20 protein-coding genes and 1 tRNA gene are annotated in these 20,835 nt (G+C 65.7%); 11 read left to right on the top strand and 10 right to left on the bottom strand.

The window, feature by feature from the left end; translation table 11 throughout:
* Positions 1–35: 35 nt before the first annotated feature.
* Both KPL74_03695 and apbC read right to left on the bottom strand, forming a co-directional pair.
* A complete protein-coding gene (locus KPL74_03695; GenBank protein QWT21121.1) occupies positions 36–602 on the bottom strand; it encodes a dCTP deaminase in 567 nt (188 codons plus the stop codon).
* Between the two features lie 59 nt (positions 603–661).
* Positions 662–1,747: an iron-sulfur cluster carrier protein ApbC gene (gene apbC, locus KPL74_03690; GenBank protein ID QWT21120.1), complete on the bottom strand. Its 1,086-nt coding sequence runs from the start codon at positions 1,745–1,747 to the stop codon at positions 662–664.
* Positions 1,748–1,894: 147 nt separating this feature from the next.
* Here apbC and KPL74_03685 point away from each other — a divergent pair, with 147 nt between their 5' ends.
* The 4 genes from KPL74_03685 (at position 1,895) to nth (ending at position 5,809) form a co-directional block, all read left to right on the top strand.
* On the top strand, positions 1,895–2,341 hold the full coding sequence (locus KPL74_03685) for a DUF2147 domain-containing protein (protein ID QWT21119.1): 447 nt from the start codon (positions 1,895–1,897) through the stop codon (positions 2,339–2,341).
* 77 nt (positions 2,342–2,418) lie between these two features.
* A complete protein-coding gene (gene metG / locus KPL74_03680) occupies positions 2,419–4,539 on the top strand; it encodes a methionine--tRNA ligase (GenBank protein ID QWT21118.1) in 2,121 nt (706 codons plus the stop codon).
* A 23-nt stretch (positions 4,540–4,562) separates the two neighbouring features.
* Complete coding sequence (locus KPL74_03675) at positions 4,563–5,171, top strand: RnfABCDGE type electron transport complex subunit B (protein QWT21117.1); 609 nt, start codon at positions 4,563–4,565, stop codon at positions 5,169–5,171.
* On the top strand, positions 5,168–5,809 hold the full coding sequence (nth, locus tag KPL74_03670; GenBank protein QWT21116.1) for an endonuclease III: 642 nt from the start codon (positions 5,168–5,170) through the stop codon (positions 5,807–5,809). The genes KPL74_03675 and nth overlap by 4 nt, the downstream gene beginning before the upstream one ends.
* Positions 5,810–5,878: 69 nt before the next feature.
* Here the strand turns inward: nth and KPL74_03665 are convergent, their stop codons facing one another.
* From KPL74_03665 to KPL74_03650, 4 genes are all read right to left on the bottom strand, one after another.
* On the bottom strand, positions 5,879–7,396 hold the full coding sequence (locus tag KPL74_03665) for a SulP family inorganic anion transporter (protein QWT21115.1): 1,518 nt from the start codon (positions 7,394–7,396) through the stop codon (positions 5,879–5,881).
* Between the two features lie 13 nt (positions 7,397–7,409).
* On the bottom strand, positions 7,410–8,099 hold the full coding sequence (locus KPL74_03660; GenBank protein QWT21114.1) for a carbonic anhydrase: 690 nt from the start codon (positions 8,097–8,099) through the stop codon (positions 7,410–7,412).
* Between the two features lie 262 nt (positions 8,100–8,361).
* A complete protein-coding gene (locus tag KPL74_03655; GenBank protein ID QWT21113.1) occupies positions 8,362–8,718 on the bottom strand; it encodes a hypothetical protein in 357 nt (118 codons plus the stop codon).
* A gap of 361 nt (positions 8,719–9,079) precedes the next feature.
* Positions 9,080–10,462, bottom strand: a complete 1,383-nt coding sequence (locus tag KPL74_03650; GenBank protein ID QWT21112.1) for a hypothetical protein — start codon at positions 10,460–10,462, stop codon at positions 9,080–9,082.
* Positions 10,463–10,673: 211 nt separating this feature from the next.
* On the opposite strand from KPL74_03650, the gene rnt reads away from it, so the two are divergent.
* The 6 genes from rnt to phoU all read left to right on the top strand — a co-directional run bounded on the left by rnt (position 10,674) and on the right by phoU (position 16,091).
* A complete protein-coding gene (gene rnt / locus KPL74_03645; protein QWT21111.1) occupies positions 10,674–11,333 on the top strand; it encodes a ribonuclease T in 660 nt (219 codons plus the stop codon).
* Positions 11,334–11,479: 146 nt separating this feature from the next.
* A complete protein-coding gene (gene pstS / locus KPL74_03640) occupies positions 11,480–12,502 on the top strand; it encodes a phosphate ABC transporter substrate-binding protein PstS (GenBank protein QWT21110.1) in 1,023 nt (340 codons plus the stop codon).
* A 121-nt stretch (positions 12,503–12,623) separates the two neighbouring features.
* Positions 12,624–13,655, top strand: coding sequence for a phosphate ABC transporter permease subunit PstC (gene pstC / locus KPL74_03635; GenBank protein QWT21109.1), 1,032 nt, complete (start codon positions 12,624–12,626; stop codon positions 13,653–13,655).
* Positions 13,656–14,522, top strand: a complete 867-nt coding sequence (gene pstA / locus KPL74_03630) for a phosphate ABC transporter permease PstA (protein ID QWT21108.1) — start codon at positions 13,656–13,658, stop codon at positions 14,520–14,522.
* Between the two features lie 82 nt (positions 14,523–14,604).
* Positions 14,605–15,348, top strand: a complete 744-nt coding sequence (pstB, locus tag KPL74_03625; GenBank protein ID QWT22572.1) for a phosphate ABC transporter ATP-binding protein PstB — start codon at positions 14,605–14,607, stop codon at positions 15,346–15,348.
* 23 nt (positions 15,349–15,371) lie between these two features.
* Positions 15,372–16,091 carry a phosphate signaling complex protein PhoU gene (phoU, locus tag KPL74_03620; protein ID QWT21107.1) on the top strand — a complete coding sequence of 240 codons (720 nt, stop codon included), beginning with the start codon at positions 15,372–15,374 and terminating at the stop codon, positions 16,089–16,091.
* Between the two features lie 115 nt (positions 16,092–16,206).
* Here phoU and sugE read toward each other — a convergent pair whose 3' ends face one another.
* The 4 genes from sugE to rnr all read right to left on the bottom strand — a co-directional run bounded on the left by sugE (position 16,207) and on the right by rnr (position 20,623).
* Positions 16,207–16,524, bottom strand: coding sequence for a quaternary ammonium compound efflux SMR transporter SugE (gene sugE / locus KPL74_03615; GenBank protein ID QWT21106.1), 318 nt, complete (start codon positions 16,522–16,524; stop codon positions 16,207–16,209).
* A 248-nt stretch (positions 16,525–16,772) separates the two neighbouring features.
* Positions 16,773–17,045, bottom strand: coding sequence for a hypothetical protein (locus KPL74_03610; protein ID QWT21105.1), 273 nt, complete (start codon positions 17,043–17,045; stop codon positions 16,773–16,775).
* Complete coding sequence (gene rlmB, locus KPL74_03605; protein ID QWT21104.1) at positions 17,042–17,788, bottom strand: 23S rRNA (guanosine(2251)-2'-O)-methyltransferase RlmB; 747 nt, start codon at positions 17,786–17,788, stop codon at positions 17,042–17,044. The genes KPL74_03610 and rlmB overlap by 4 nt, the downstream gene beginning before the upstream one ends.
* Positions 17,789–17,791: 3 nt before the next feature.
* Positions 17,792–20,623: a ribonuclease R gene (gene rnr / locus KPL74_03600; protein QWT21103.1), complete on the bottom strand. Its 2,832-nt coding sequence runs from the start codon at positions 20,621–20,623 to the stop codon at positions 17,792–17,794.
* Between the two features lie 124 nt (positions 20,624–20,747).
* Here rnr and KPL74_03595 point away from each other — a divergent pair.
* Positions 20,748–20,832: transfer RNA gene (locus KPL74_03595), tRNA-Leu, on the top strand.
* The last annotated feature ends 3 nt before the right edge of the window (positions 20,833–20,835 follow it).

The following is a 20,835-nucleotide window of genomic DNA, read 5'->3' as shown; positions in this document are numbered from 1 at the left end:
GTCGTGTCGGGCGCGGATGCGACACGAAAAAGCGTTCAGGTGCTCGGCAGGGTCACGCCACGCTGGCCCTGGTACTTGCCACCCCGGTCGGCGTAGGACACTTCGCAGACCTCGTCGGACTCCAGGAACAGCATCTGCGCCACGCCTTCGTTGGCGTAGATTTTCGCGGGCAGCGGCGTGGTGTTCGAAAATTCCAGCGTGACATGGCCTTCCCACTCGGGCTCGAGCGGGGTGACGTTCACGATGATGCCGCAGCGCGCGTAGGTGCTCTTGCCCAGGCAGATGGTGAGCACGTTGCGCGGGATGCGGAAGTACTCAACGGTGCGGGCCAGCGCGAACGAATTGGGCGGGATGATGCAGACGTCCGACTTGATGTCGACGAAGCTGCCCTTGTCGAAGGCCTTGGGGTCGACGATGGTGGAGTTGATGTTGGTGAACACCTTGAACTCGTCGGCGCAGCGAACGTCGTAGCCATAGCTGGACGTGCCATACGACACGAGGCGGTGGCCGTCGCGCTCCCTGACCTGGCCGGGTTCGTACGGCTCGATCATGCCGTGCTGCTCGGCCATGCGGCGGATCCACTTGTCGGACTTGATGCTCACTAACGGTCTCCCTCGCTGAAGCGGGAAAGGTATCGGAACGGCGGCGAACACGCCACCAATCAGGTGTTCTGGATAACGATCTTCGGGAACGTGATGGCCTTGTTCCGGGCCTGCAGCGACAGCTTCGCGGCCGTGGAACGGGCGATGGCCCGATAGCGCTGGGCCAGGTCGGAATCCGGGATGGCGGCCACGGTGGGCTTGCCCTCGTCGGCCTGCTGGCGGATGCGGATATCCAGCGGCAGCTCGCCCAGGAAGGCGATCCCGGCCTCTTCGGCCATGCGCGCACCGCCGCCGTGGCCGAAGATGTGCTCCTCGTGGCCGCAGTTCGTGCAGACGTGGGTGGCCATGTTCTCGATCACGCCCAGCACCGGCACTTCCACCTTGCGGAACATGCCCAAGGCCTTGCGGGCGTCCAGCAAGGCGATGTCCTGCGGCGTGGTGACGATCACCGCGCCGGAGACCGGCACCTTCTGCGACAGGGTCAGCTGGATGTCGCCCGTGCCCGGCGGCAGGTCGATGATCAGGTAATCGAGCTCTTCCCAGCGGGTGTCGTTGAGTAGCTGCATCAGGGCCTGGGTGACCATCGGACCGCGCCAGATCATCGGGGTGTCTTCCTCGATCAGCACGCCGATGGACATGGCCTGCAGGCCGTGGGCGCGCATGGGCTCGATGCTCTTGCCGTCGGGCGACACCGGCTTGCCGGTGAGGCCGAGCATGCGCGGCTGGCTGGGACCGTAGATGTCGGCATCCAGGATGCCTACCCTGGCGCCCTCGGCGACCAGCGCCAGGGCCAGGTTCACCGACACCGTGGACTTGCCCACGCCGCCCTTGCCCGAGGCCACGGCGATGATGTTCTTCACCCCCGGCATCGGCGCCAGCTGGCCCTGGACCTTGTGCGCATGCACGCGCCAGGTCACCGAGACGGCAGCCGCGGCGATGCCCGGCTCGGCTTCGAGGGCGGCCTTCGCGTCGGCCGCGGCCTGGGCCACGTAGCCTTCGGCCGGGTAGCCGAGCTGGATATCGACCGACACACGGTCGCCGTCCACGCCCACGGCGCGCACGGAGGCGCCCAGCGGCTGGCCGGAATGGGGATCGACGACGCGGTCGAGCACGCCGCGTACGAGGGTTTCGGTGGGCTGGGACATGGGGATGAGGAGATCCTTAAGATGGCCAATTATGACACCCCCACCCCCGCATGGGCGCGCGCCGGGTGGCGCGTTGCAGCTTGACGTGCGGATGCCGGTTTCGTCAGGCTCGGGCCGTACCTGACCGTATGGGGAGTCAACCAGTCCATGAAGCACCTGATCCGCACCGCCACCGCCCTCGCCTTCGCCCTGGCCGCCGTTCCCGCCTTCGCGGCCACCGATACGCCGGTGGGCAAGTGGAAGACCATCGACGACAAGACCCACGAAGTGAAGTCCATCGTGGAGATCACCGAACACAACGGCTTGCTCGAGGGCAAGGTGCTCGAGGTGCTGAAGTCCGACAAGGGTCCGCACCCGGTCTGTGACGAGTGCGACGGTGAGCGCAAGAACAAGCCCATCGAAGGCATGACCATCATGTGGGGCCTGAAGAAGGACGACGACGAGTGGTCCGGCGGCCAGATCCTCGACCCGGCCAAGGGCAAGATCTACAAGGTGACCCTGAAACTGGTCGACGGCGGCAAGAAGCTCGACGTCCACGGCTATATCGGCTTTTCGCTGATCGGCCGCAGCCAGGAATGGCTCCGCGCCGAGTAATGCCACGAGTCGTCCGCGAAAGCGGGCGACTCACCGCCATGCCATAATCGCCGGTCCTACCGCCGACCGTGCTGACCATGGCCCGCCGCATCCTCGTTACCAACGCCCTCCCCTACGCCAATGGCCCGCTCCATCTTGGCCATATGCTGGGCTATATCGAAGCCGACATCTGGGCCCGGGCGCAGCGCATGCAGGGCAACGAGGTCTGGTACGTCGCGGGTGAAGACGCCCACGGCACGCCGATCATGCTCGCCGCCGAGAAGGTCGGGAAATCCGCCGAGGAATACATCGACGGCATCCGCGCGAGCCACGAAGCGGACTTCACCGATTTCCACTTCAGCTACGACCAGTACCACACCACGCATTCTCCCGAGAACCAGGAAATCGCCACTGCGATTTACCTGAAGCTGCGCGACGGCGGCTACATCGCCCGGCGCGACATCCAGCAGCTGTACGACCCCACGCGCGACATGTTCCTGCCGGACCGTTACATCAAGGGCACCTGCCCGGTGTGCGGCACGCCCGACCAGTACGGCGACAACTGCGAGAACTGCGGCGCGACCTACGCGCCGACCGAGCTGCTGACCCCCTACTCGGTAATGTCGGGTGCCACGCCGATCCTGCGTGACTCCGAGCATTACTTCTTCGAGCTGGGCAAGTTCGAACAGCTGCTGCGCGACTGGTTCGCCGGCAAGCTCACCGACGGCAAGCTGGTCGCCGACAGCAGCGTCGCGGCCAAGCTCGCGGAGTGGATCGATGGCGGGCTGCGCGACTGGGATATCTCCCGCGACGCGCCCTACTTCGGCTTCCCGATCCCCGATGCGCCGGGCAAGTTCTTCTACGTGTGGCTGGACGCGCCCGTGGGCTACCTCGCCTCGTTCAAGGCGTTGTGCGAGCGCAAGGGCCTGGCCTTCGATGATTTCCTCGGTGCCGACAGCACGGCCGAGATGCACCACTTCATCGGCAAGGACATCATCAACTTCCACGGTCTGTTCTGGCCGGCGATGCTGCATGGCGCGAACCTGCGCGTGCCGACTGCCCTGCACGTCAACGGCTACCTGACGGTGAACGGCGCGAAGATGTCCAAGTCGCGCGGCACCTTCATCCAGGCGCGCACGTTCCTCGATGCCGGGCTGGATCCGGAAGCGCTTCGTTATTACTTCGCGACCATGCTCGGCCCGACGCCGGTGGACGTGGACCTCGACCTGAAGTCGTTCGAGGAGCGGGTCAACTCGCACCTGGTCGGCAAGTGGGCGAACATCGCCAGCCGCACCGCGGGCTTCGTGCACACCCATTTCGCCGGCAAGCTGGCCGATCGTTTCGACGACGAGGCCACCGCGCTGTGGCAGGGCCTGCTCGCCCAGTACGAAGGCATCGAAGGCCTCTACGAAGCCGACGAATACGCCGAGGCGACCCGTCGCTTCGTCGCCATGTCCGACAGCGTGAACGGCTACATCGCGGCGAAGGCGCCGTGGGTCATCGCGAAGGACGACGCGCGCCGCGACGAGCTGCAGCAGGTCTGCACCTTCGCGCTGAACGCGTTCCGCCTGCTCTCGGGCCTGCTCAAGCCGATCATCCCGGTGACCGTCGCCGCCGCCGAAGCGTTCCTTGGCGCGCCGATCGCCACGTTCGCCGACGCCCGTCGCGAGCTGTTCGGCCACACCGTCAATGCCTTCTCGCCGCTGTTCAGCCGCCTGGATCCGAAGAAAATCGAGGCCATGGTCGACGCGTCGAAGGAATCCCTGAGCCCCGCCGAGCAGGCCCGCGAAGCGGCCGTGGCGGAAGGCAAGAAAACCAAGCCCAAAGAAGCACCCAAAGCCATGACCGACGCCAACGCCCCGACCGAATCCGCCACGACGGCCACCCCGACGATCGGCATCGACGACTTCGCCAAACTCGACCTGCGCGTGGGCAAGGTGCTGGCCTGCGAGTTCGTCGAGGGTTCGGACAAGCTGCTGCGCTTCGAACTGGACGCCGGTCCGCTGGGCAAGCGCCAGATCTTCTCCGGCATCCGCGCGGCCTACGCCGAGCCGGAGACGCTGGTCGGTCGCAACGTGGTGTTCATCGCCAACCTCGCCCCGCGCAAGATGCGCTTTGGCCTGTCCGAGGGAATGATCCTCTCCGCCGGTGACGGTGGCGCGGACCTGTTCCTGCTGGACGCCGACCAGGGCGCGGCGCCGGGCGCCACCGTCCGCTAAACCGCCTCGGCCTTGCGCCAGCCATGACGCCAACGCTTGCCGACCGCATCGACGACCTGCTGCCGCAGACCCAATGCGAGCAGTGCGGATTCCATGGCTGCCGCCCGTACGCGGTGGCCATCGCCGGTGGTGATGCCCCCATCAATCGCTGCCCGCCCGGCGGCGCGCTGGGCATCGAACGGCTGGCCGCGCTGCTCGACCAGCCGGTCGTTCCGCTGGATACCTCGCGCGGCGTGGAAAAGCCACGCACGCTGGCCCGAGTCATCGAGGCCGACTGCATCGGCTGCACCAAGTGCATCCAGGCCTGCCCTGTGGACGCGATCCTCGGTGCCGCCAAGGTCATGCATACCGTGCTGAGCGACCTGTGCACCGGTTGCGAGCTGTGCGTGCCGGCGTGCCCGGTGGACTGCATCACGCTGGATCCGATGCCGCTCGCCCAGGCCGACGACCGCGCGCATGCCGACAGCGCGCGGCTGCGCTTCCAGCGTCGCGAAGCGCGGCTGGCGCGCGAACGCAGCGTGCGCGAAGAACAGCTGGCCGCCAGCAAGCGCGATGTCGCCACGCCCAAGGCACGCAATGCCGTGCTCGACGCACTGGCGCGGGCCAGGGCCAAGAAAAAGGATGGGCCATGAAGAAGGCCGACATCGTCGACCTGTTCACGCGGCTGCGCGAGCTCAACCCGCACCCGAAGACCGAACTGGAATACACCACGCCGTTCGAACTGCTCGCGGCGGTGGCGCTGTCCGCGCAGTCGACCGACGTCGGCGTGAACAAGGCCACGCGCAAGCTGTTCCCGGTGGCGAACACGCCGCGGAAGATCCTCGACCTGGGCCTTGAGAAGCTGAAGACCTACATCAGCACCATCGGTCTTTATAACAACAAGGCGAAGAACCTCATCGCCATGAGCCAGATCCTCGTCGACCAGTACGGCGGCGAGGTGCCCGAGTCACGCGAAGCGCTGGAGTCGCTGCCGGGCGTCGGTCGCAAGACGGCGAACGTCGTGCTCAACACCGCCTTCGGCCAGCCCACGATCGCCGTGGACACGCACATTTTCCGCGTCGCCAACCGCACCGGCCTCGCCCCCGGCGCCGACGTCCGCAAGGTCGAAGACAAGCTGGAAAAGGTCATCCCGAAGGAATTCATCCAGGACGCCCACCACTGGCTGATCCTGCACGGCCGCTACGTGTGCAAGGCACGCAAGCCGGAATGCCCGACCTGCGCGATTGCCGACCTGTGCAAGTACAAACACAAAACCAAGGCAGAAATGTAGGAGCGCGCCTGCGCGCGAATGGGTGGTGCCGCGAACCCATTCGCGCGCAGGCGCGCTCCTACAAAGTCGCTAGGCGGCCTGGCGGTTGCCTTCCACCCGGCGATCCAGCTCCTGCCAGTCCACGACCAGTTCGCAGCCGCGTTTCGAGGCGTTCCGCCCCCATTCGCGCAGGAGTTCCAGCGAGGCCTGGTCGACGTGTTGCAGGCCGTCCATCGCCACGTTGAGGCGCGTGTTCGGCGGCACGCCTTCGAGGGTGCGGGCCATGGTCGGCACCTTCAGGAACGTGGCCGAGCCTTCGAGGTGCAGCGTCGCATGGCCCGGTTCGTCGTGGTGCTTCACGTCCATCTTCAGCTTCGACGACAGCAGCGCGAGGCGGAACAGCGACAGGCCGAAGCCGAGGATCACGCCGGTGAGCAGGTCGGTGGCGACGATGGCAACCGTCGTCGCGACATACACCGCGGCCGTGCCCTTGCCGTAGGCAGCCAGTTCCTTGATCTGCTTCGGGTTGACCATCTTCACGCCGGTGAACACCAGGATGCCGGCGAGGCAGGAGACCGGGGTCATCCGCATCAGCCACGGCAGCAGCATCACGAAGGCCAGCAGCCACGTACCGTGGAAGATCGTCGCCATGCGCGTGGCCGAACCGGCCTGCACGTTGGCGGCGCTGCGCACGATCACGCCGGTCATCGGCAAGGCGCCGAGGAAGCCGCAGACCATGTTGCCCACGCCCTGGGCGGTCAGTTCGCGGTCGTACTGGGTGCGCACGCCATCGTGCATGCGATCCACCGCCGCCGCCGACAGCAGCGTTTCCGCACTGGCGATGAAGGCGAAGGTGGCGGCCGCCACCAGCAGCGAACTGTCGAACAGGCCGAACAGGCTACCGAAGCTCGGCAGGGTCACGGCCGAGAACAGGTTGGCCGGCACGTCCACGCGCTTGACGTCGAGCGCACCGAACTGCGCGATCAGCGTCATCGCCACGACCGCGAGCAGCGCGCCCGGGACGAAACGCAGTTTGGCCGGGCGAAGCTTCTCCCAGCCCAGCATGATCGCGATGGTGCCGAGGCCGACTATCAGCGCGGCGACGCCCTGCCCTTCACCGGCGCCAGTGACGGCTTCGAGGGCGGCACCCGGCAACGCGGCAAAGTTCTCCAGGCCGCGTGCCTTCGGCAACGCATCCATCAGCACATGCGACTGCGATGCCACGATCAGGATGCCGATACCCGACAACATGCCGGCCACGACGGCCGGCGACGTCATCCGGAACCACACGCCTACCTTGCACAGGCCAGCCACGACCTGGATCAGGCCGGCAAGCAGCACGACGGGGCCAAGGGCGGCCACGCCGTGCTCGCGCACCAGTTCAAACACCAGGACCGCAAGGCCCGCCGCCGGTCCGCTGACCTGCAGCGGCGAACCGGCGATGGCGCCTACGACGAGACCGCCCACGATGCCGGTGATCAGGCCCGCGCTGGGCGGCATGCCCGATGCGATGGCGATACCCATGCACAATGGCAGTGCGACAAGAAAAACGACCACCGATCCGAGGAGGTCGCGGCCAAACAGGCCCTGGGAAAAATAAGCGCGCATGTGAGACTTCCTTTTAAGCGGCAGACGCCACCGACACCGGCATCGAGAACCGGGCGTGCGGCGTAGCGTCGCGAACATCGGCCGGATCCGTCGCAAGCTGACGGAAGCGGCCCTCGGACGGATCGAAGGCGGTGATCTCCGTCTTCGCGATGTCGTAGATCCAGCCGTGGATACGCAGGCTGCCATTGGCCATGGCGGCGGCGACGGCCGGCAGCGTGCGCATGTGCTCCAGCTGGCCCACGACGTTTTCTTCGGTGAGGTAGCGCAAGCCCTCCTCACCCTGGATGGTGGGACGGTTTTCGGCGACCACGTAGCGCGCCACGTCCGCGTGCTTCAGCCACTGCTCCACCGACGGCTTGCCCTTCAGGGCGGCCGGGTTCTGCAGGGCCTTCATCGCACCGCAGTCGGAGTGGCCGCAGATGACGATGTGCTGCACCTTCAGCGCCGTGACGGCGTATTCGATGGCGGCGACGACACCGCTGACGTGCTGGGCGTACGGCGGCACGATGTTGCCCACGTTGCGGTAGACGAACAGGTCACCCGGCTGCGCGTTGAACATCAGTTCGGGCATCACCCGCGAATCGGCGCAGGTGATAAACATGGTGTGCGGGGTCTGGCCGTTGGCGAGGCGCGCGAAGGTCTCGCGCTGCTCGGTGGTCATTTCACGGCGGAACTGGTCGAAGCCCTGGATAAGACGATCCATGATGGTTCTCTCTCTTTCGGGGGATAGGGGATTCGCGGCCACGCGGGGCCGCGGGCATGGCGCCAGGCGCCATGCCAAGGGAACGGCAAAGGGGAAACGTGAGGTGTAGGAGCGCACCCGTGCGCGACCGCTATTGGCGGAACGTCACACGACAAGCGAAGCCAGACAAGCCAAGCCAGACAAGGAAAACCAGGGCGGAGGGGGAGTTAGCCTCGGAGATTCCCGATGGATTCGCCAGGAGCGTTCGCGCGCAGGCGCGCTCCTACAGGGCGATCGGGGGGCGCAGCTCGAAGCTGTGGTGGTGCGCGTGCGGGGCCGGATCCAGGCTGGCTGGCGTGGGCGCGGCGACGCGGGCGAGCGGGACGACGTGCTCGCGGGGAACATCGAAGGTGTCGTCGAGGTTGACCGTGTTGTCCTCGATCGAGGGCGACGGGTCGATCTCGTCGGCCGCCGCAAGCTCGTCGGCGGCGGCCATCACGTGGACGGCGTGCATCTCGTCACCGGCGTGGTGCGAGGCCTGCGTCATCGCCGACGCCGGCACGCATGCGACGAAAAGCGCCAGCAGCACGAGGCAGGTGCTGGCGGCGCGGCGCATGGCGGTGGCGAAGGAAAGACCCATGGGGCGAACCTAGCCAGCGTGTGTGACAGTTGCAAGTGTTGCGGTGCGGGAGGTTCAGGGTGTGGGGACTGAGGTCTTCTAAAGATCTTAAAAACAGGGGCTTGGCGCGACGAGCGACATGAAAACGCGCGCGGATGGTTCAGGATTTGGACGTCCCAATGGGGCTGGGAATAGTGAGACGATTCTGAGCGTGGACAGAAAACGATGTGGGGCATGGCATCGTTCGCGGTTGCGGCGTTGAGGGTTCGCGCGCGGGCGCGCTCCTACAGGGGGCGGGTGTTGCGTTTTCACGAAAAGAAAAACGGCGGGCTTGCGCCCGCCGTTTGGTTCGTCCCTGAGTAGAACTCCGTTGCGATACCGATTAGAAGCTCAGCATGCCCCAGACGCCCACTTCGTTCGTCTTGTAGTGGTACGGGGTTGCGATCGGGCCGTCGAGCTTGTTGTGCTTGTAGACGAGCGCCAGCTTCAGGTTCTTGAGGACGTCGTACGACACGCCGCCGTTGTAGTACTTGTCCTTGATCTTCTCTTCGGCGTTGACCAGGTTGTTGTACTTGTAGTCCAGGTTGTCGTAGCGGGCGAAGACAGCCCACTGGTCCATGAACTTCCAGTCAGCCCACGCGGAGTAACCGTCGGCCTTGTCCTTGGTCGTGCCGGCAGCGGCACCGACGCCGTTGCCAACGCCCTGGTACTTCAGGATGTCGTCCCAGTTCTCGGTGTGGAAGTATTCCACGCCCGCGCCCCAGGTCTTGTCGCGCCAGGCGATCATCGCGTCGCCGCGGGTCGCGGTGCGGGTGTCGGCGCCGGCTTCGACTTCGTTGCCGCGCTTGCCGCTGTAGCCGCCGACCGCGATCACCATCTGCTCGATCGGCGAGTAACCGAAGCGGGCTTCGGCGTCGACCGTCTTCGAACGGCTCAGGTTGCGGTAGCCGCGACCATTGACGACGGACACCTGGTAGTTGACCGAGTTGTCGCCGGTCGTCGCGCCGAGGGCGTGGATACCCCAGTCGGACGAGTTGCCGAACGCGCCAACGCCGCCGGCGGTTGCGGTACCACCGCTACGGCCGCCTTCAAACGAACGGTCGGTGATGGTGTTCTCGACGTAGCGGTAGCCGTACCACTTCTCGACGAACGGGATCCACGGCATGTCGGCCGCACCGAAGCGGACGGTGAAGAGCGGATCGAACTTGCCCTGCACGTAGGCCTTCTTGACGAAGAGGCTGGTGGACGACAGCGACGACTGGTAGCTGAAGTCGGTGGTCAGGTTGGCCGACCAGACATCGTCGAACTTGTGGTCGACGGTCAGGTAGAAGCGCTTGACGTCGAAGCCGGTGCCGTTGGTCGAGCCGTGGCCGTCCTTCTTCACGACCGGGTTCGCGCCGGTGCCTTCCTTGTGATCCTGGTTGGTCACGTCGAAGAACATCGTGCCGCCGATGTGCGTGTTGTCGACCAGCTTGTTCAGCGCGTCGAGCTTCTTCGCCAGCTCGTCGGCCGGCTTGGCGGCAGCGACCTGCACATCGTTGACCGACTTGGCGGTTTCGATCTGCGCGTCAGCCTGGGCTTCCTGCTTGGCCTGCAGGTCGGCGACCTGTGCCTGGAGGGCAGCCAGCTGAGCCTGGAGCTGCTGGAGGGTGGCGGCGTCGACCGTGACGCGAGCCGGCTGCGACGACTTGGTAGCCGCCATCGCCGAGAGGCTCGTCACGCCCAGACCGGCAGCGATGGCCACCGTGAGCAACTTGGAACGCATGGGATTTCTCCGCTAGATAAGGATGTGTGTGTGGACCCCTGTGCCCCCGGCTGAGTTATTTCTGTCCGAAATTCCTCAAGCGGGGCCAACGGCGCGAAGGATGGGTGAAGGGTTTTACGGTTCGATGGTTTTTTTGTTACAGGATGCTTACAGCCGCACACGGCCTTAACTTCCGGTGCCGGTTTCGGCCCGGGCTGGTATCCTTCACATCATGGATACGACGAGTAACAGCACCGCTTTGGCGATGGCCCAGCGCTTCCGGGGGTTCCTGCCCGTCATCGTGGACGTCGAAACCGGCGGGTTCGATTCGGAGCGGGATGCCCTCCTTGAGATCGCGGTGGTGGCCGTCAAGATGGACGAGCACGGCCTGCTGGTGCCGCAGCCCCCGGTCTTCGCCAACGTGGAGCCCTTCCCGGGCGCCAACATCGATCCGCGCTCGCTCGAGGTCACCGGGATCGACCCGGACCACCCGTTCCGCGGCGCCCTGCCCGAGCGCCAGGCGCTGGACCACGTCTTCAACGCCGTGCGCGACGCGGTGAAGGCCGCGGAGTGCCAGCGGGCGGTGCTGGTCGGCCACAACGCCGCCTTCGATCTCGCCTTCCTTAATGCGGCCGTGCGCCGGGTCGGGCACAAGCGCAATCCGTTCCACCCCTTCAGCTGCTTCGACACCGCCACCCTGGGCGGGCTCGCCTACGGCCAGACGGTGCTTAGCAAGGCTGTCATCGCCGCCGGGCTAAGCTTCGATACGCGCGAGGCGCATTCCGCCATCTACGATGCCGAGCGCACGGCCGAGCTGTTCTGCGAAATCGTGAACCGCTGGCGTCGGCTGGAGCTTGCCGAGCGCGATGGCGTGACGTCCGTCGCAGTTTGAGCCATTTCGTAAGCTTTTGAATATGACAGCAAATTGGCTGCTGTCATACCTCTGAAACATTCGGCACATTTCATTGCAACACGGCAGGGCTGGAATACGGCCCCGGGCGGGCCACGCCCGACACTCATTCTTCCGAGGACTACACCGTGTTGACACGCAAACTCCGCATCGCCGCCCTGGTGGCCGCATCCCTGTTCGGCATGGGTGCCGCCCAGGCCACCGATATCACCGGCGCTGGCTCGAGCTTCGTCTACCCTGTCCTGTCGAAGTGGTCGGCTACCTACGCCGAAAAGACGGGCAACAAGCTGAACTACCAGTCCGTCGGTTCGGGTGCCGGTATCGCCCAGATCAAGGAAGGCACCATCGACTTCGGCGCGTCCGACGCCCCGATGAGCGGTGAAGACCTCACCAAGTTCGGCCTGGGCCAGTTCCCGGTCGTGGTCGGCGGCATCGTGCCGATCGTCAACCTGCAGGGCGTCCAGGCTGGCCAGCTGAAGCTGGACGGCAAGCTGCTCGCCGACATCTACATGGGCAAGATCGCCCGCTGGAGCGATCCGGCCATCGCCGCCCTGAACCCGGGCGTGAAGATCCCCGACGTGAAGGTCACCGTCGTGCATCGTTCGGACGGTTCGGGCACCTCGTTCAACTTCACCAACTACCTGTCGAAGGTCAGCCCGGAGTGGGCGTCGAAGGTGAAGTTCGGCACGGCTGTCGAGTGGCCGGCTGGCGTGGGTGGCAAGGGTAACGAAGGCGTGTCGCAGTACGTGCGCCAGATCCCGGGCTCGATCGGTTACGTCGAATACGCCTACGCCAAGAAGAACAGCATCTCCTATACCCAGCTGCAGAACGCTTCGGGTGCATGGGTGCAGCCGACCGCCGAGACCTTCGCCGCTGCCGCTGGCACGGCTGACTGGAAGTCGGCCAAGGACTTCAACGTCATCATGACCAACGCCCCGGGCGCCAACGCGTGGCCGATCACCGCCACCACGTGGGTCATCATGTACAAGAAGCCGAAGAACGCCTCGCACACCAAGGTCGCGTTCGACTTCTTCAAGTGGTCGCTCGAGCAGGGCCAGTCGCAGGCTGCCTCGCTGGACTACGTTGCCCTCCCGGACACGCTGGTCAAGCAGATCGAAGGCTACTGGGCTTCGGACTTCGGCAACAAGTAAGACCGGCTGACACTGCCGCCCGGTTGACACATTGGGCGGCCAGTATCAACCCAAGCGGGTCGCCGTCCCTTAGGGGGCGGCGGCCCATGAGTTTGCACAGGCCCCAGGAAACCTCTTCCGCATGCAAGCCTCCGTCAGCACCGACGTTCCGAGCGCCGACCGCACCGTAGAAGCGGCGCGCAACGCGAAGGATACGCGCGACGACCGCATCTTCGGCTGGGTCCTCAAGGCCTGCGCCCTCATCGTCCTGCTTTCCCTCGTGGGTGCCGCCGGCTCCACGCTGTGGCTGGGCATGGACGCGTTCCGCACCTTCGGCTTCGGCTTCCTCACCAGCGCCACGTGGGATCCGAGCAACGACCAGTACGGCGCGCTCGTGCCGGTCATGGGTACCGTCGGTACCGCATTCATCGCGCTGCTGTTCGCCGTCCCGGTGAGCTTCGGCATCGCCCTCTTCCTTACCGAGATCGCGCCGCAGTGGCTGCGGGGTCCGGTCAGCTCCGCCATCGAACTGCTCGCCGGCATCCCGTCGATCATCTACGGCATGTGGGGCCTCTTCATCTTCGCCCCGTTCGTGGCCGAGCACATCAAGCCCTGGCTGATGAACAACTTCAGCGCGGACCCGCCGGACGGCAAGGTCTCGTGGCTGGTCCAGCACGTGCCGGGCATCGCGAAGTTCTTCTCCAGCGAATACCCGTTCTTCGGCGCGGGCGTGTTCACCGCGGGCCTGGTGCTCGCCGTGATGATCATCCCGTTCATCTCCTCGGTGATGCGCGAAGTGTTCCAGACCGTGCCGACCCGGCTGAAGGAGTCGGCCTACGCGCTGGGCTCCAGCACGTGGGAAGTGGTCTGGGACATCGTGGTGCCCTACACCCGCACCGCGGTCATCGGTGGCATCTTCCTCGGCCTTGGCCGCGCCCTGGGTGAAACCATGGCGGTGGCGTTCGTGCTGGGCAACACCTTCAAGTTCTCGCTGTCGTTCCTCGAAACGGGCAGCTCGATCGCCTCCACCATCGCCAACCAGTTCGGCGAAGCACAGGGCCTGCAGCGTTCGGCACTGATGGCCATCGCCTTCCTGCTCTTCGTGGTGACCTTCATCGTGCTGCTGATCGCCCGCCTCATGCTGCGCCGGCTGAAGACCAGGGAGGGCAAGTAAATGTCGACGTCCCTCTACACCAAGCGCCGGATCAAGAACATCCTGGCGATGGCGATGAGCATGCTGGCCACCGTGATCGGCCTGCTGTTCCTGACCTGGATCCTGTGGGAAACCCTGAGCCAGGGCATCGCGGGCCTCAAGCCGCAGCTGTTCACCAAGATCACCGCCTATCGCGAAGAAGGCGGCCTCGCCAACGCGATGGTCGGCAGCCTGATCCTCAACGTGCTCGGCATCCTGATCGCCACCCCGATCGGCGTGGCCGCGGGCACGTGGCTGGCGGAGTACTCGTTGCGCTCGAAGCTGGGCCCGACGATCCGCTTCCTCAACGACATCCTGCTGTCCGCACCGTCGATCGTGCTCGGCCTGTTCGTGTACACCATCGTGGTGCTGCCCTCGAAGTGGCTCACCAACGGTGACGTCACGTTCTCAGGCATCGCCGGCGGCATCGCGCTGGCCCTGATCGCCCTGCCCGTCATCGTCCGCACCACCGACGAAATGCTCCGCCTGGTGCCGGGTACGCTGCGCGAAGCGGCGCTCTCGCTGGGCGTGCCGCAGTGGAAGCTGACGATGCAGATCCTGGTGCGCTCGGCGCGCTCGGGCATCGTCACCGGCATCCTGCTGGCCCTGGCCCGCATCAGCGGCGAAACCGCCCCGCTGCTGTTCACGGCCTTCGGCAACAACTTCATGACGTTCAATCCGATCGACAAGATGCCGAGCCTGCCGCAGGTCATCTACGAATACACCAAGGATCCGAGCCCGGACATCAACGTCCTGGCCTGGGCCGGTGCCTTCGTGCTGACCATGTTCGTGCTCGCGCTCAGCCTCATCGCCCGCTTCGCCTTCCGCTCCAAGGTGTCCCATGACTAACATGAACCAAGTCGCTTCCCAGCCGGGCTTCGGTACGTCGCCGCACCACGGTGGCATGGACCTGGGCCAGGTTCCGCCGAAGATGACCGTGCGTGACCTGAACTTCTACTACGGCGAATTCCACGCGCTGAAGCACATCGCGCTGGACGTGCCGGAGAAGAAGGTCACCGCCATCATCGGTCCCTCGGGCTGCGGCAAGTCCACCCTGCTGCGCATCTTCAACCGCATCTATGCGATCTACCCGGGCATGCGTGCCGAGGGCGAGATCGTGCTGGACGGCGAGAACATCCTGGACCCGAAGTACTCCATGAACCGCCTGCGCAGCAAGGTCGGCATGGTGTTCCAGAAGCCGGTCCCGTTCCCGATGACCATCTTCGAAAACGTGGCCTACGGCATCCGCCACCACGAGAAGCTCAACCGCTCGACGATGGAAGAGCGCGTGGAGCAGGCCCTGCGCGGCGCCGCGCTGTGGGACGAGGTGAAGGACAAGCTCAAGCAGAGCGCGCTGGGCCTCTCCGGCGGTCAGCAGCAGCGCCTGTGCATCGCCCGCGGCATCGCGCTGAAGCCCGAAGTGTTGCTGCTCGACGAGCCGACCTCGGCGCTCGACCCGATCGCGACCAGCCGCATCGAGCAGCTGGTGGAAGAACTCAAGAAAGACTTTACGATCGTGATCGTGACGCACAACATGCAGCAGGCGGCACGTTGCTCGGACATGACCGCGTTCATGTACATGGGCGAGCTGATCGAGTTCGACAAGACCGAGAAGATCTTCACGAAGCCGGACAAGAAGCAGACCGAAGACTACATCACCGGCCGTTTCGGCTAAGCCACCCTATTCCGAGGCAATCGATGAACACCCCGCACCAGCACATCATCAAGAGCTACGACGACGAGCTGAAGCGCCTGACCGGCGAAATCGTGAGGATGGGCGAGCTGGCGGTGACGCAGCTCGAAGCCGCCATCGACGTGGTCCAGCGCCGCGACGAGCGTGCCGCCCAGCGCGTGGTCGACAACGACGACGCGCTCGACGCGCTCGAGCACGACATCAGCCAGGACGTGGTCCGCCTGCTCGCCCTGCGCGCGCCGATCGCCGGCGACCTGCGCAACGTGTTCGCCGCCTTGCGCATCGCCGCGGACATCGAGCGCATCGGCGACTACGCCGCCAACGTGGCCAAGCGCTCGATCCCGCTCAGCCGCGTCGCCCCGATCACCGCCGCCGGCGGCCTGGCCAACCTGGCCGAACTGGCTGCCGAGCAGCTGCGCAACGTGCTCAAGGCCTACCACGACCAGGACGCCGAAGCGGCCTACGAAGTGTGGAAAGCCGACGCCGACCTCGACGAAGCCTATACCGTCGTGTTCCGCGCCCTGCTTACCTACATGATGGAAGACCCGCGCAACATCACGCCCTGCACCCACCTGCTGTTCATGGCCAAGAACATCGAACGCATCGGCGACCACGCGACCAACATCGCGGAAAACGTCTGGTTCGTCGTCCACGGCGAACCGCTGGTCGCGCCGCGCCTCAAGCGTGACGACACCGCCAGCCCCGACTTCACCGCCAAACCGTAATCCCCACCCCCCTGTAGGAGCGCGCCCGCGCGCGACCCCCCAAGGACGTAAAAAACAAAAGAGGCCGTGCCCAACATCAACCCAGATGTCGCGCACGGCCTCTTTCGTTGCCAGCTCAGCCAGCCGTCACCTTCAACCCCACGATCCCCAGAACAATCAACCCAACGCACACCAGCCTCAGCGGCTGTGCCGATTCACCAAACAGCACGATCCCCAGCGTCACGGCACCCACGGCGCCGATGCCGGTCCAGATCGCATACGCGGTGCCCAACGGCAGCTTCTTCGCCGCCATGGCCAGCAACACGATGCTGACCAGCATCGCGCCCAGCGTGAGCACGCTGGGCCAGAGCCGGGTGAAACCCTCGGAATATTTCAGGCCAACGGCCCAGGCGATCTCGAACAGACCGGCCAGAAGTAGCATCGTCCAGTACATAAAAAGGCTCCGCCAGGGCGGGGTCGTCCCCGCGAAGTCGAAAGCCGGCCAGGGGTCGTCCCCGGGCGGAACCCCGCATTGCGCAGGGTCGATGGGCATTTTACCAAACGAAGCTGACCCCGGTGTAACCCCATTGCCCACGCCCACGACCGATGTAGGAGCGCGCCTGCGCGCGAAAGCCAACACAGCGGTGATGCCGTGCCTGCGCAATAACCCATCGCGCGCAGGCGCGCTCCTACACGGTTATCTCAAGGAATGATCTGCGCGGCCTTGCGTGCCCTTACGCCACGGACGATGCCGTAGACGCTGATCAGGAACCACGCCATTTCCTGCAGGAACGCCGACAGGTTGAACATGCCGAAGATCAGCGAGAGCAGGATGCCGAAGGCGCCGACCAGGTTCATCACCTGGTACGGATAGCCCTGCCCCGACAGCTTGTGCGCCTGGAGCAGGAAGAACGCGACCAGCACCAGCGCCACGCCGACCAGGCCACACCAGTCGTGCCACAGAAGGCTGCTCATTTCTTCACACCTCGCTGGCGCAGGGCTTCGAACAGGACGATGCCGGTGGCCACGGAGACGTTGAGGCTCTCCATGCTGCCCGGCATCGGGATCTTCGCGACGAAGTCGCAGGTTTCCTGGGTGAGATGGCGCATGCCATCGCCCTCGCTGCCGAGCACCAGCGCCACCGGCCCCTTGAAGTCGATCTGGTAGATCGACTTGTCGGTTTCGCCGGCGAGGCCGGTGATCCACACACCGGCATCTTTCAACGCGCGCAGGGCGCGGGCCAGGTTGGTGACGGCGACCATCGGCACGAGATCCGCGCCGCCCGCCGACGCACGGCGCACCGTGGGCGTGAGGCCCACGGCGCGATCCTTCGGCACCACCACGGCAGTGACTTTCGCCGCCGCCGCGCTGCGCAGGCACGCGCCCAGGTTGTGCGGATCGGTCACGCCATCCAGCACCAGCACCAGCGCATCCGGACCGGCTGCCTCGACCAGGCCGTCCAGATCGTTCTCGCCGAGCATCGGCGGGGTTTCGTAGCGCGCGACGACGCCCTGGTGGCGGGCTTCGCCACTCGTCTTCTCGAGCTGTTCCTTGCCCATCGTGCGCACCTGGATGCCACGCTTGCGCGCCAGCGCGACGATCTCGTTTACGCGTGCGTTTTTCGAGTTCTGCTCAACCAGCAATTCACGGACACGCTCCGGATCGTTGGCGAGGGCGCCTTCGACCGGATTGATGCCAACGATCCACGTCTCTGTCATGACTTACGACCTGCTCCTGGGGGGACGCGCCGCGGCTTTCTTCGCCGTGGCCTTTTTCGCGGGAGCCTGCTTCGCGGCCACCTTCTTCACCGCCGCCTGCTGCGGGGCGGCACCTTTCTTCGCCGTGGGCTTCACCGGCGCCGCAGGTTCCTGGGCGGAACGACGCGACGAGGACGGCTGCGCGGAACCCGACGACGGCTTCGGCGCGGACTGCTTCGACCCGGCGTCGTCGGCACCGCCGCGCCGCGGCCCGGAGCGACGCGAGCCGCCCTTTGCCGCCGGCGCCGGCGCGGGTGCCGGTGCGGCTTCGGCGACGCGCTTGCCAGCGGATTTCTTCGCCGCCGGGCGACGCTCGGAAGGCACCGGCGGAAGCGACGGCAGCGGATGATCCGCGACCGGCACCGCTTCGGCAACCTTCTTCGTGCGCTTGCCGCCTGTCAGCTTCTCCGCGGCCTTCTTCACCATCCGGCCGAACGCCTTGCCGACGCCGGCCACCGTGCCGGTCTTCTTCGCCGGCTTTGCCGTCGGCGCAACCACCGGCGGGGCCACCGGCTTGGGCAGCGACTGCAGGCGGGCGACGAGGCGGAAGTCGATCTTGCGGTCTTCCATGCTCGCGCGCAGCACCTGCACGCTCACGTAGTCACCCAGGCGATAGCTGGCACCGGTGCGCTCGCCCTTCATCAGGTGGCGGACCGGATCGAACTTGTAATAGTCGTTGGGCAACTGTGAGACATGGACCAGCCCCGACACACGCGACGCCGCCAGTTCGACGAACAGGCCAAACGAGGTGACGCCGGTGATGGTGCCGGCGAACTCCTCGCCAACGTGCTTCTCCATCCACGCGCACTTGAAGCGCTCGTCGACGTCGCGCTCGGCTTCCTCGGCACGGCGCTCGCGCTGCGAGCAATGCACGGCCATCTTTTCCATCTGCGCTTCGGAATACACGTACTCCGACGGCTTGCCCTTGGTCAGGGCGTAACGGATAGCACGGTGCACCAGCAGGTCGGGATAGCGACGGATCGGCGAGGTGAAGTGCGCGTACGCATCCAGTGCCAGGCCGAAGTGGCCCTGGTTCTCCGGGTGGTACACGGCCATGCTCTGCGCGCGCAGCAGCACCGACTGGATCAGCTCGGCCTCGGGGCGATCGTGCACCTTCTTCAGCAGCGCGGAGAAGTCGGCCGGCGTCACTTCATCGTTCGGCGGCATCTTCAGCTTGAACTCGCGCAGGAACTGCAGGAGGTCTTCGTACTTCTCCAGCGGCGGCGGCGCGTGCACGCGGTACAGCGCGGGGATCTTGCGCTTGGACAGGTACTTCGCCGCCTGCACGTTGGCGGCGATCATGCATTCTTCGATGAGCTTGTGCGCGTCGTTGCGGTCGCTCGCGCCCATCGACACCACGTCGCCAGACGGGGTGAGGCGGAACTTCACTTCCGGGGTTTCGAAGTCGATCGCACCGCGACGCTTGCGCGCCTTGGCCATCGCCTTGTACAGGCGATGCAGGTTCTCCACCTGCGGCAGCACGTCGGCGATCTCGTCGCGGACGTCGGCGTTACGCTCGCCCACCGCCTGCCACACCTTGTTGTAGGTGAGGCGCGCGTGCGAATGCATCACCGCGTCGTAGAACTTCGCGTGCTGCACCTCGCCCTCGGCATCGATCTCCATGTCGCAGACCATGCACAGGCGATCCACCCGGGGCATCAGCGAGCAGATGCCGTTGGACAGCGTCTCGGGCAGCATCGGCACGACGAAGCCCGGGAAGTAGGTCGAGGTGCTGCGCTCGTAGGCTTCGACGTCGAGCGCCGTGCCGACCGGCACGTAGTGCGAGACGTCGGCGATGGCGACGATCAGGCGGAAACCGCCCTGCTTCAACGGCTCCGCATACACCGCGTCGTCGAAGTCGCGGGCATCCTCGCCATCGATCGTGACCAGCGGCAGGTGGCGGATGTCGGTGCGGCCCTTACGCTCGTTGGCCGTGACCTTCGGTTCGACTTCCTCGGCCTGGCGGACCACCTGCGGCGGGAATTCGTGTGGCAGGTCGTGGCTGGCGATGGCCATCTCGACCACCAGCGACGGCTGCAGGCGTTCGCCCAGCGTGGCGCGGATGGTGCCGAGGGGTCCGCGGTGCGGGGTCGGCGGATCGGTGATCTCGACCACCACGATCTCGCCCGAGCGGGCACCGGACTCGCGGCCGGCGGGGATCATGATGTTCTGGTGCAGGCGGCGGTCATCCGGTTCGACCAGGATCACGCCGTTCTCGACCACCACGCGACCGACCAGGCGCGGCGAGCGGCGCTCCAGCACTTCCACGATGGCGCCCTGGCGGCGGCCACGGCGGTCGATGCCGACGACGCTGGCCAGCACGCGGTCGCCATGCAGCACGCTGCGCATCTGCGACGGTGACAGGTAGAGGTCGTCGCCACCCTCGTCCGGGCGCAGGAAGCCGTAGCCCTCGGCGTTCGCGATGACGCGGCCGGGGATCAGGTTGAGCTTCTGCGCGGGGGCGTAGCCGTTGCGGCGGTTGCGCAGCAACTGGCCGTCGCGAACCATCGCGCCGAGGCGCTTGTCCAGCGCGTTGATCTCGTAATCGGTGAACAGGCGCAGTGCGCGGGCGATGTCCTCCGCGGACATCAGCTCGCCGCGTTCTTCCAGCAGGGCCAGGATCGCCTCGCGGCTGGGGATGGGGGTGTCATAGCGCTGCGCTTCGCGCGCGGCGTGCGGGTCGACCACTGCCTGCGGCATGCGGTCGTTGAACTTGGCCAGCGCCTTGCCGGGGCGGCTCGCCTTGGGTTTACGGGGACCGTTGCGATCACCGGAACCTTTGTTTTTCTTCGTCACGTAAGGACCTTGGAAGGGGGAAGTGAAATATTTCACTCCCGTTTTGAAAAATCGTTGACAAGTGTAGCCGACCTGCCTAATCTACGCGGCTCACGGGGCAGTCATTTCTGCTACCGGGACACCTGCCCAGGTGGCGGAATTGGTAGACGCACTAGTTTCAGGTACTAGCGGGTAAAACCGTGGAGGTTCGAGTCCTCTCTTGGGCACCAATT

Source organism: Bacillus sp. NP157 (assembly GCA_018889975.1).
Taxonomy (GTDB): Bacteria; Pseudomonadota; Gammaproteobacteria; order Xanthomonadales; family Rhodanobacteraceae; genus Luteibacter.
Note: the sequence above shows the minus strand (reverse complement) of the source record. Positions and strands in the feature narration are given on the sequence as shown.

Bases quoted from the DNA above. Each gene is read 5' to 3' on its own strand.
- apbC (QWT21120.1), bottom strand. From the start codon at position 1,747: ATGTCCCAGCCCACCGAAACCCTCGTACGCGGCGTGCTCGACCGCGTC.
- KPL74_03685 (QWT21119.1), top strand. From the start codon at position 1,895: ATGAAGCACCTGATCCGCACCGCCACCGCCCTCGCCTTCGCCCTGGCC.
- metG (QWT21118.1), top strand. From the start codon at position 2,419: ATGGCCCGCCGCATCCTCGTTACCAACGCCCTCCCCTACGCCAATGGC.
- KPL74_03675 (QWT21117.1), top strand. From the start codon at position 4,563: ATGACGCCAACGCTTGCCGACCGCATCGACGACCTGCTGCCGCAGACC.
- nth (QWT21116.1), top strand. From the start codon at position 5,168: ATGAAGAAGGCCGACATCGTCGACCTGTTCACGCGGCTGCGCGAGCTC.
- KPL74_03665 (QWT21115.1), bottom strand. From the start codon at position 7,396: ATGCGCGCTTATTTTTCCCAGGGCCTGTTTGGCCGCGACCTCCTCGGA.
- KPL74_03660 (QWT21114.1), bottom strand. From the start codon at position 8,099: ATGGATCGTCTTATCCAGGGCTTCGACCAGTTCCGCCGTGAAATGACC.
- KPL74_03655 (QWT21113.1), bottom strand. From the start codon at position 8,718: ATGGGTCTTTCCTTCGCCACCGCCATGCGCCGCGCCGCCAGCACCTGC.
- KPL74_03650 (QWT21112.1), bottom strand. From the start codon at position 10,462: ATGCGTTCCAAGTTGCTCACGGTGGCCATCGCTGCCGGTCTGGGCGTG.
- rnt (QWT21111.1), top strand. From the start codon at position 10,674: ATGGATACGACGAGTAACAGCACCGCTTTGGCGATGGCCCAGCGCTTC.
- pstC (QWT21109.1), top strand. From the start codon at position 12,624: ATGCAAGCCTCCGTCAGCACCGACGTTCCGAGCGCCGACCGCACCGTA.
- pstA (QWT21108.1), top strand. From the start codon at position 13,656: ATGTCGACGTCCCTCTACACCAAGCGCCGGATCAAGAACATCCTGGCG.
- pstB (QWT22572.1), top strand. From the start codon at position 14,605: ATGACCGTGCGTGACCTGAACTTCTACTACGGCGAATTCCACGCGCTG.
- phoU (QWT21107.1), top strand. From the start codon at position 15,372: ATGAACACCCCGCACCAGCACATCATCAAGAGCTACGACGACGAGCTG.
- sugE (QWT21106.1), bottom strand. From the start codon at position 16,524: ATGTACTGGACGATGCTACTTCTGGCCGGTCTGTTCGAGATCGCCTGG.
- KPL74_03610 (QWT21105.1), bottom strand. From the start codon at position 17,045: ATGAGCAGCCTTCTGTGGCACGACTGGTGTGGCCTGGTCGGCGTGGCG.
- rlmB (QWT21104.1), bottom strand. From the start codon at position 17,788: ATGACAGAGACGTGGATCGTTGGCATCAATCCGGTCGAAGGCGCCCTC.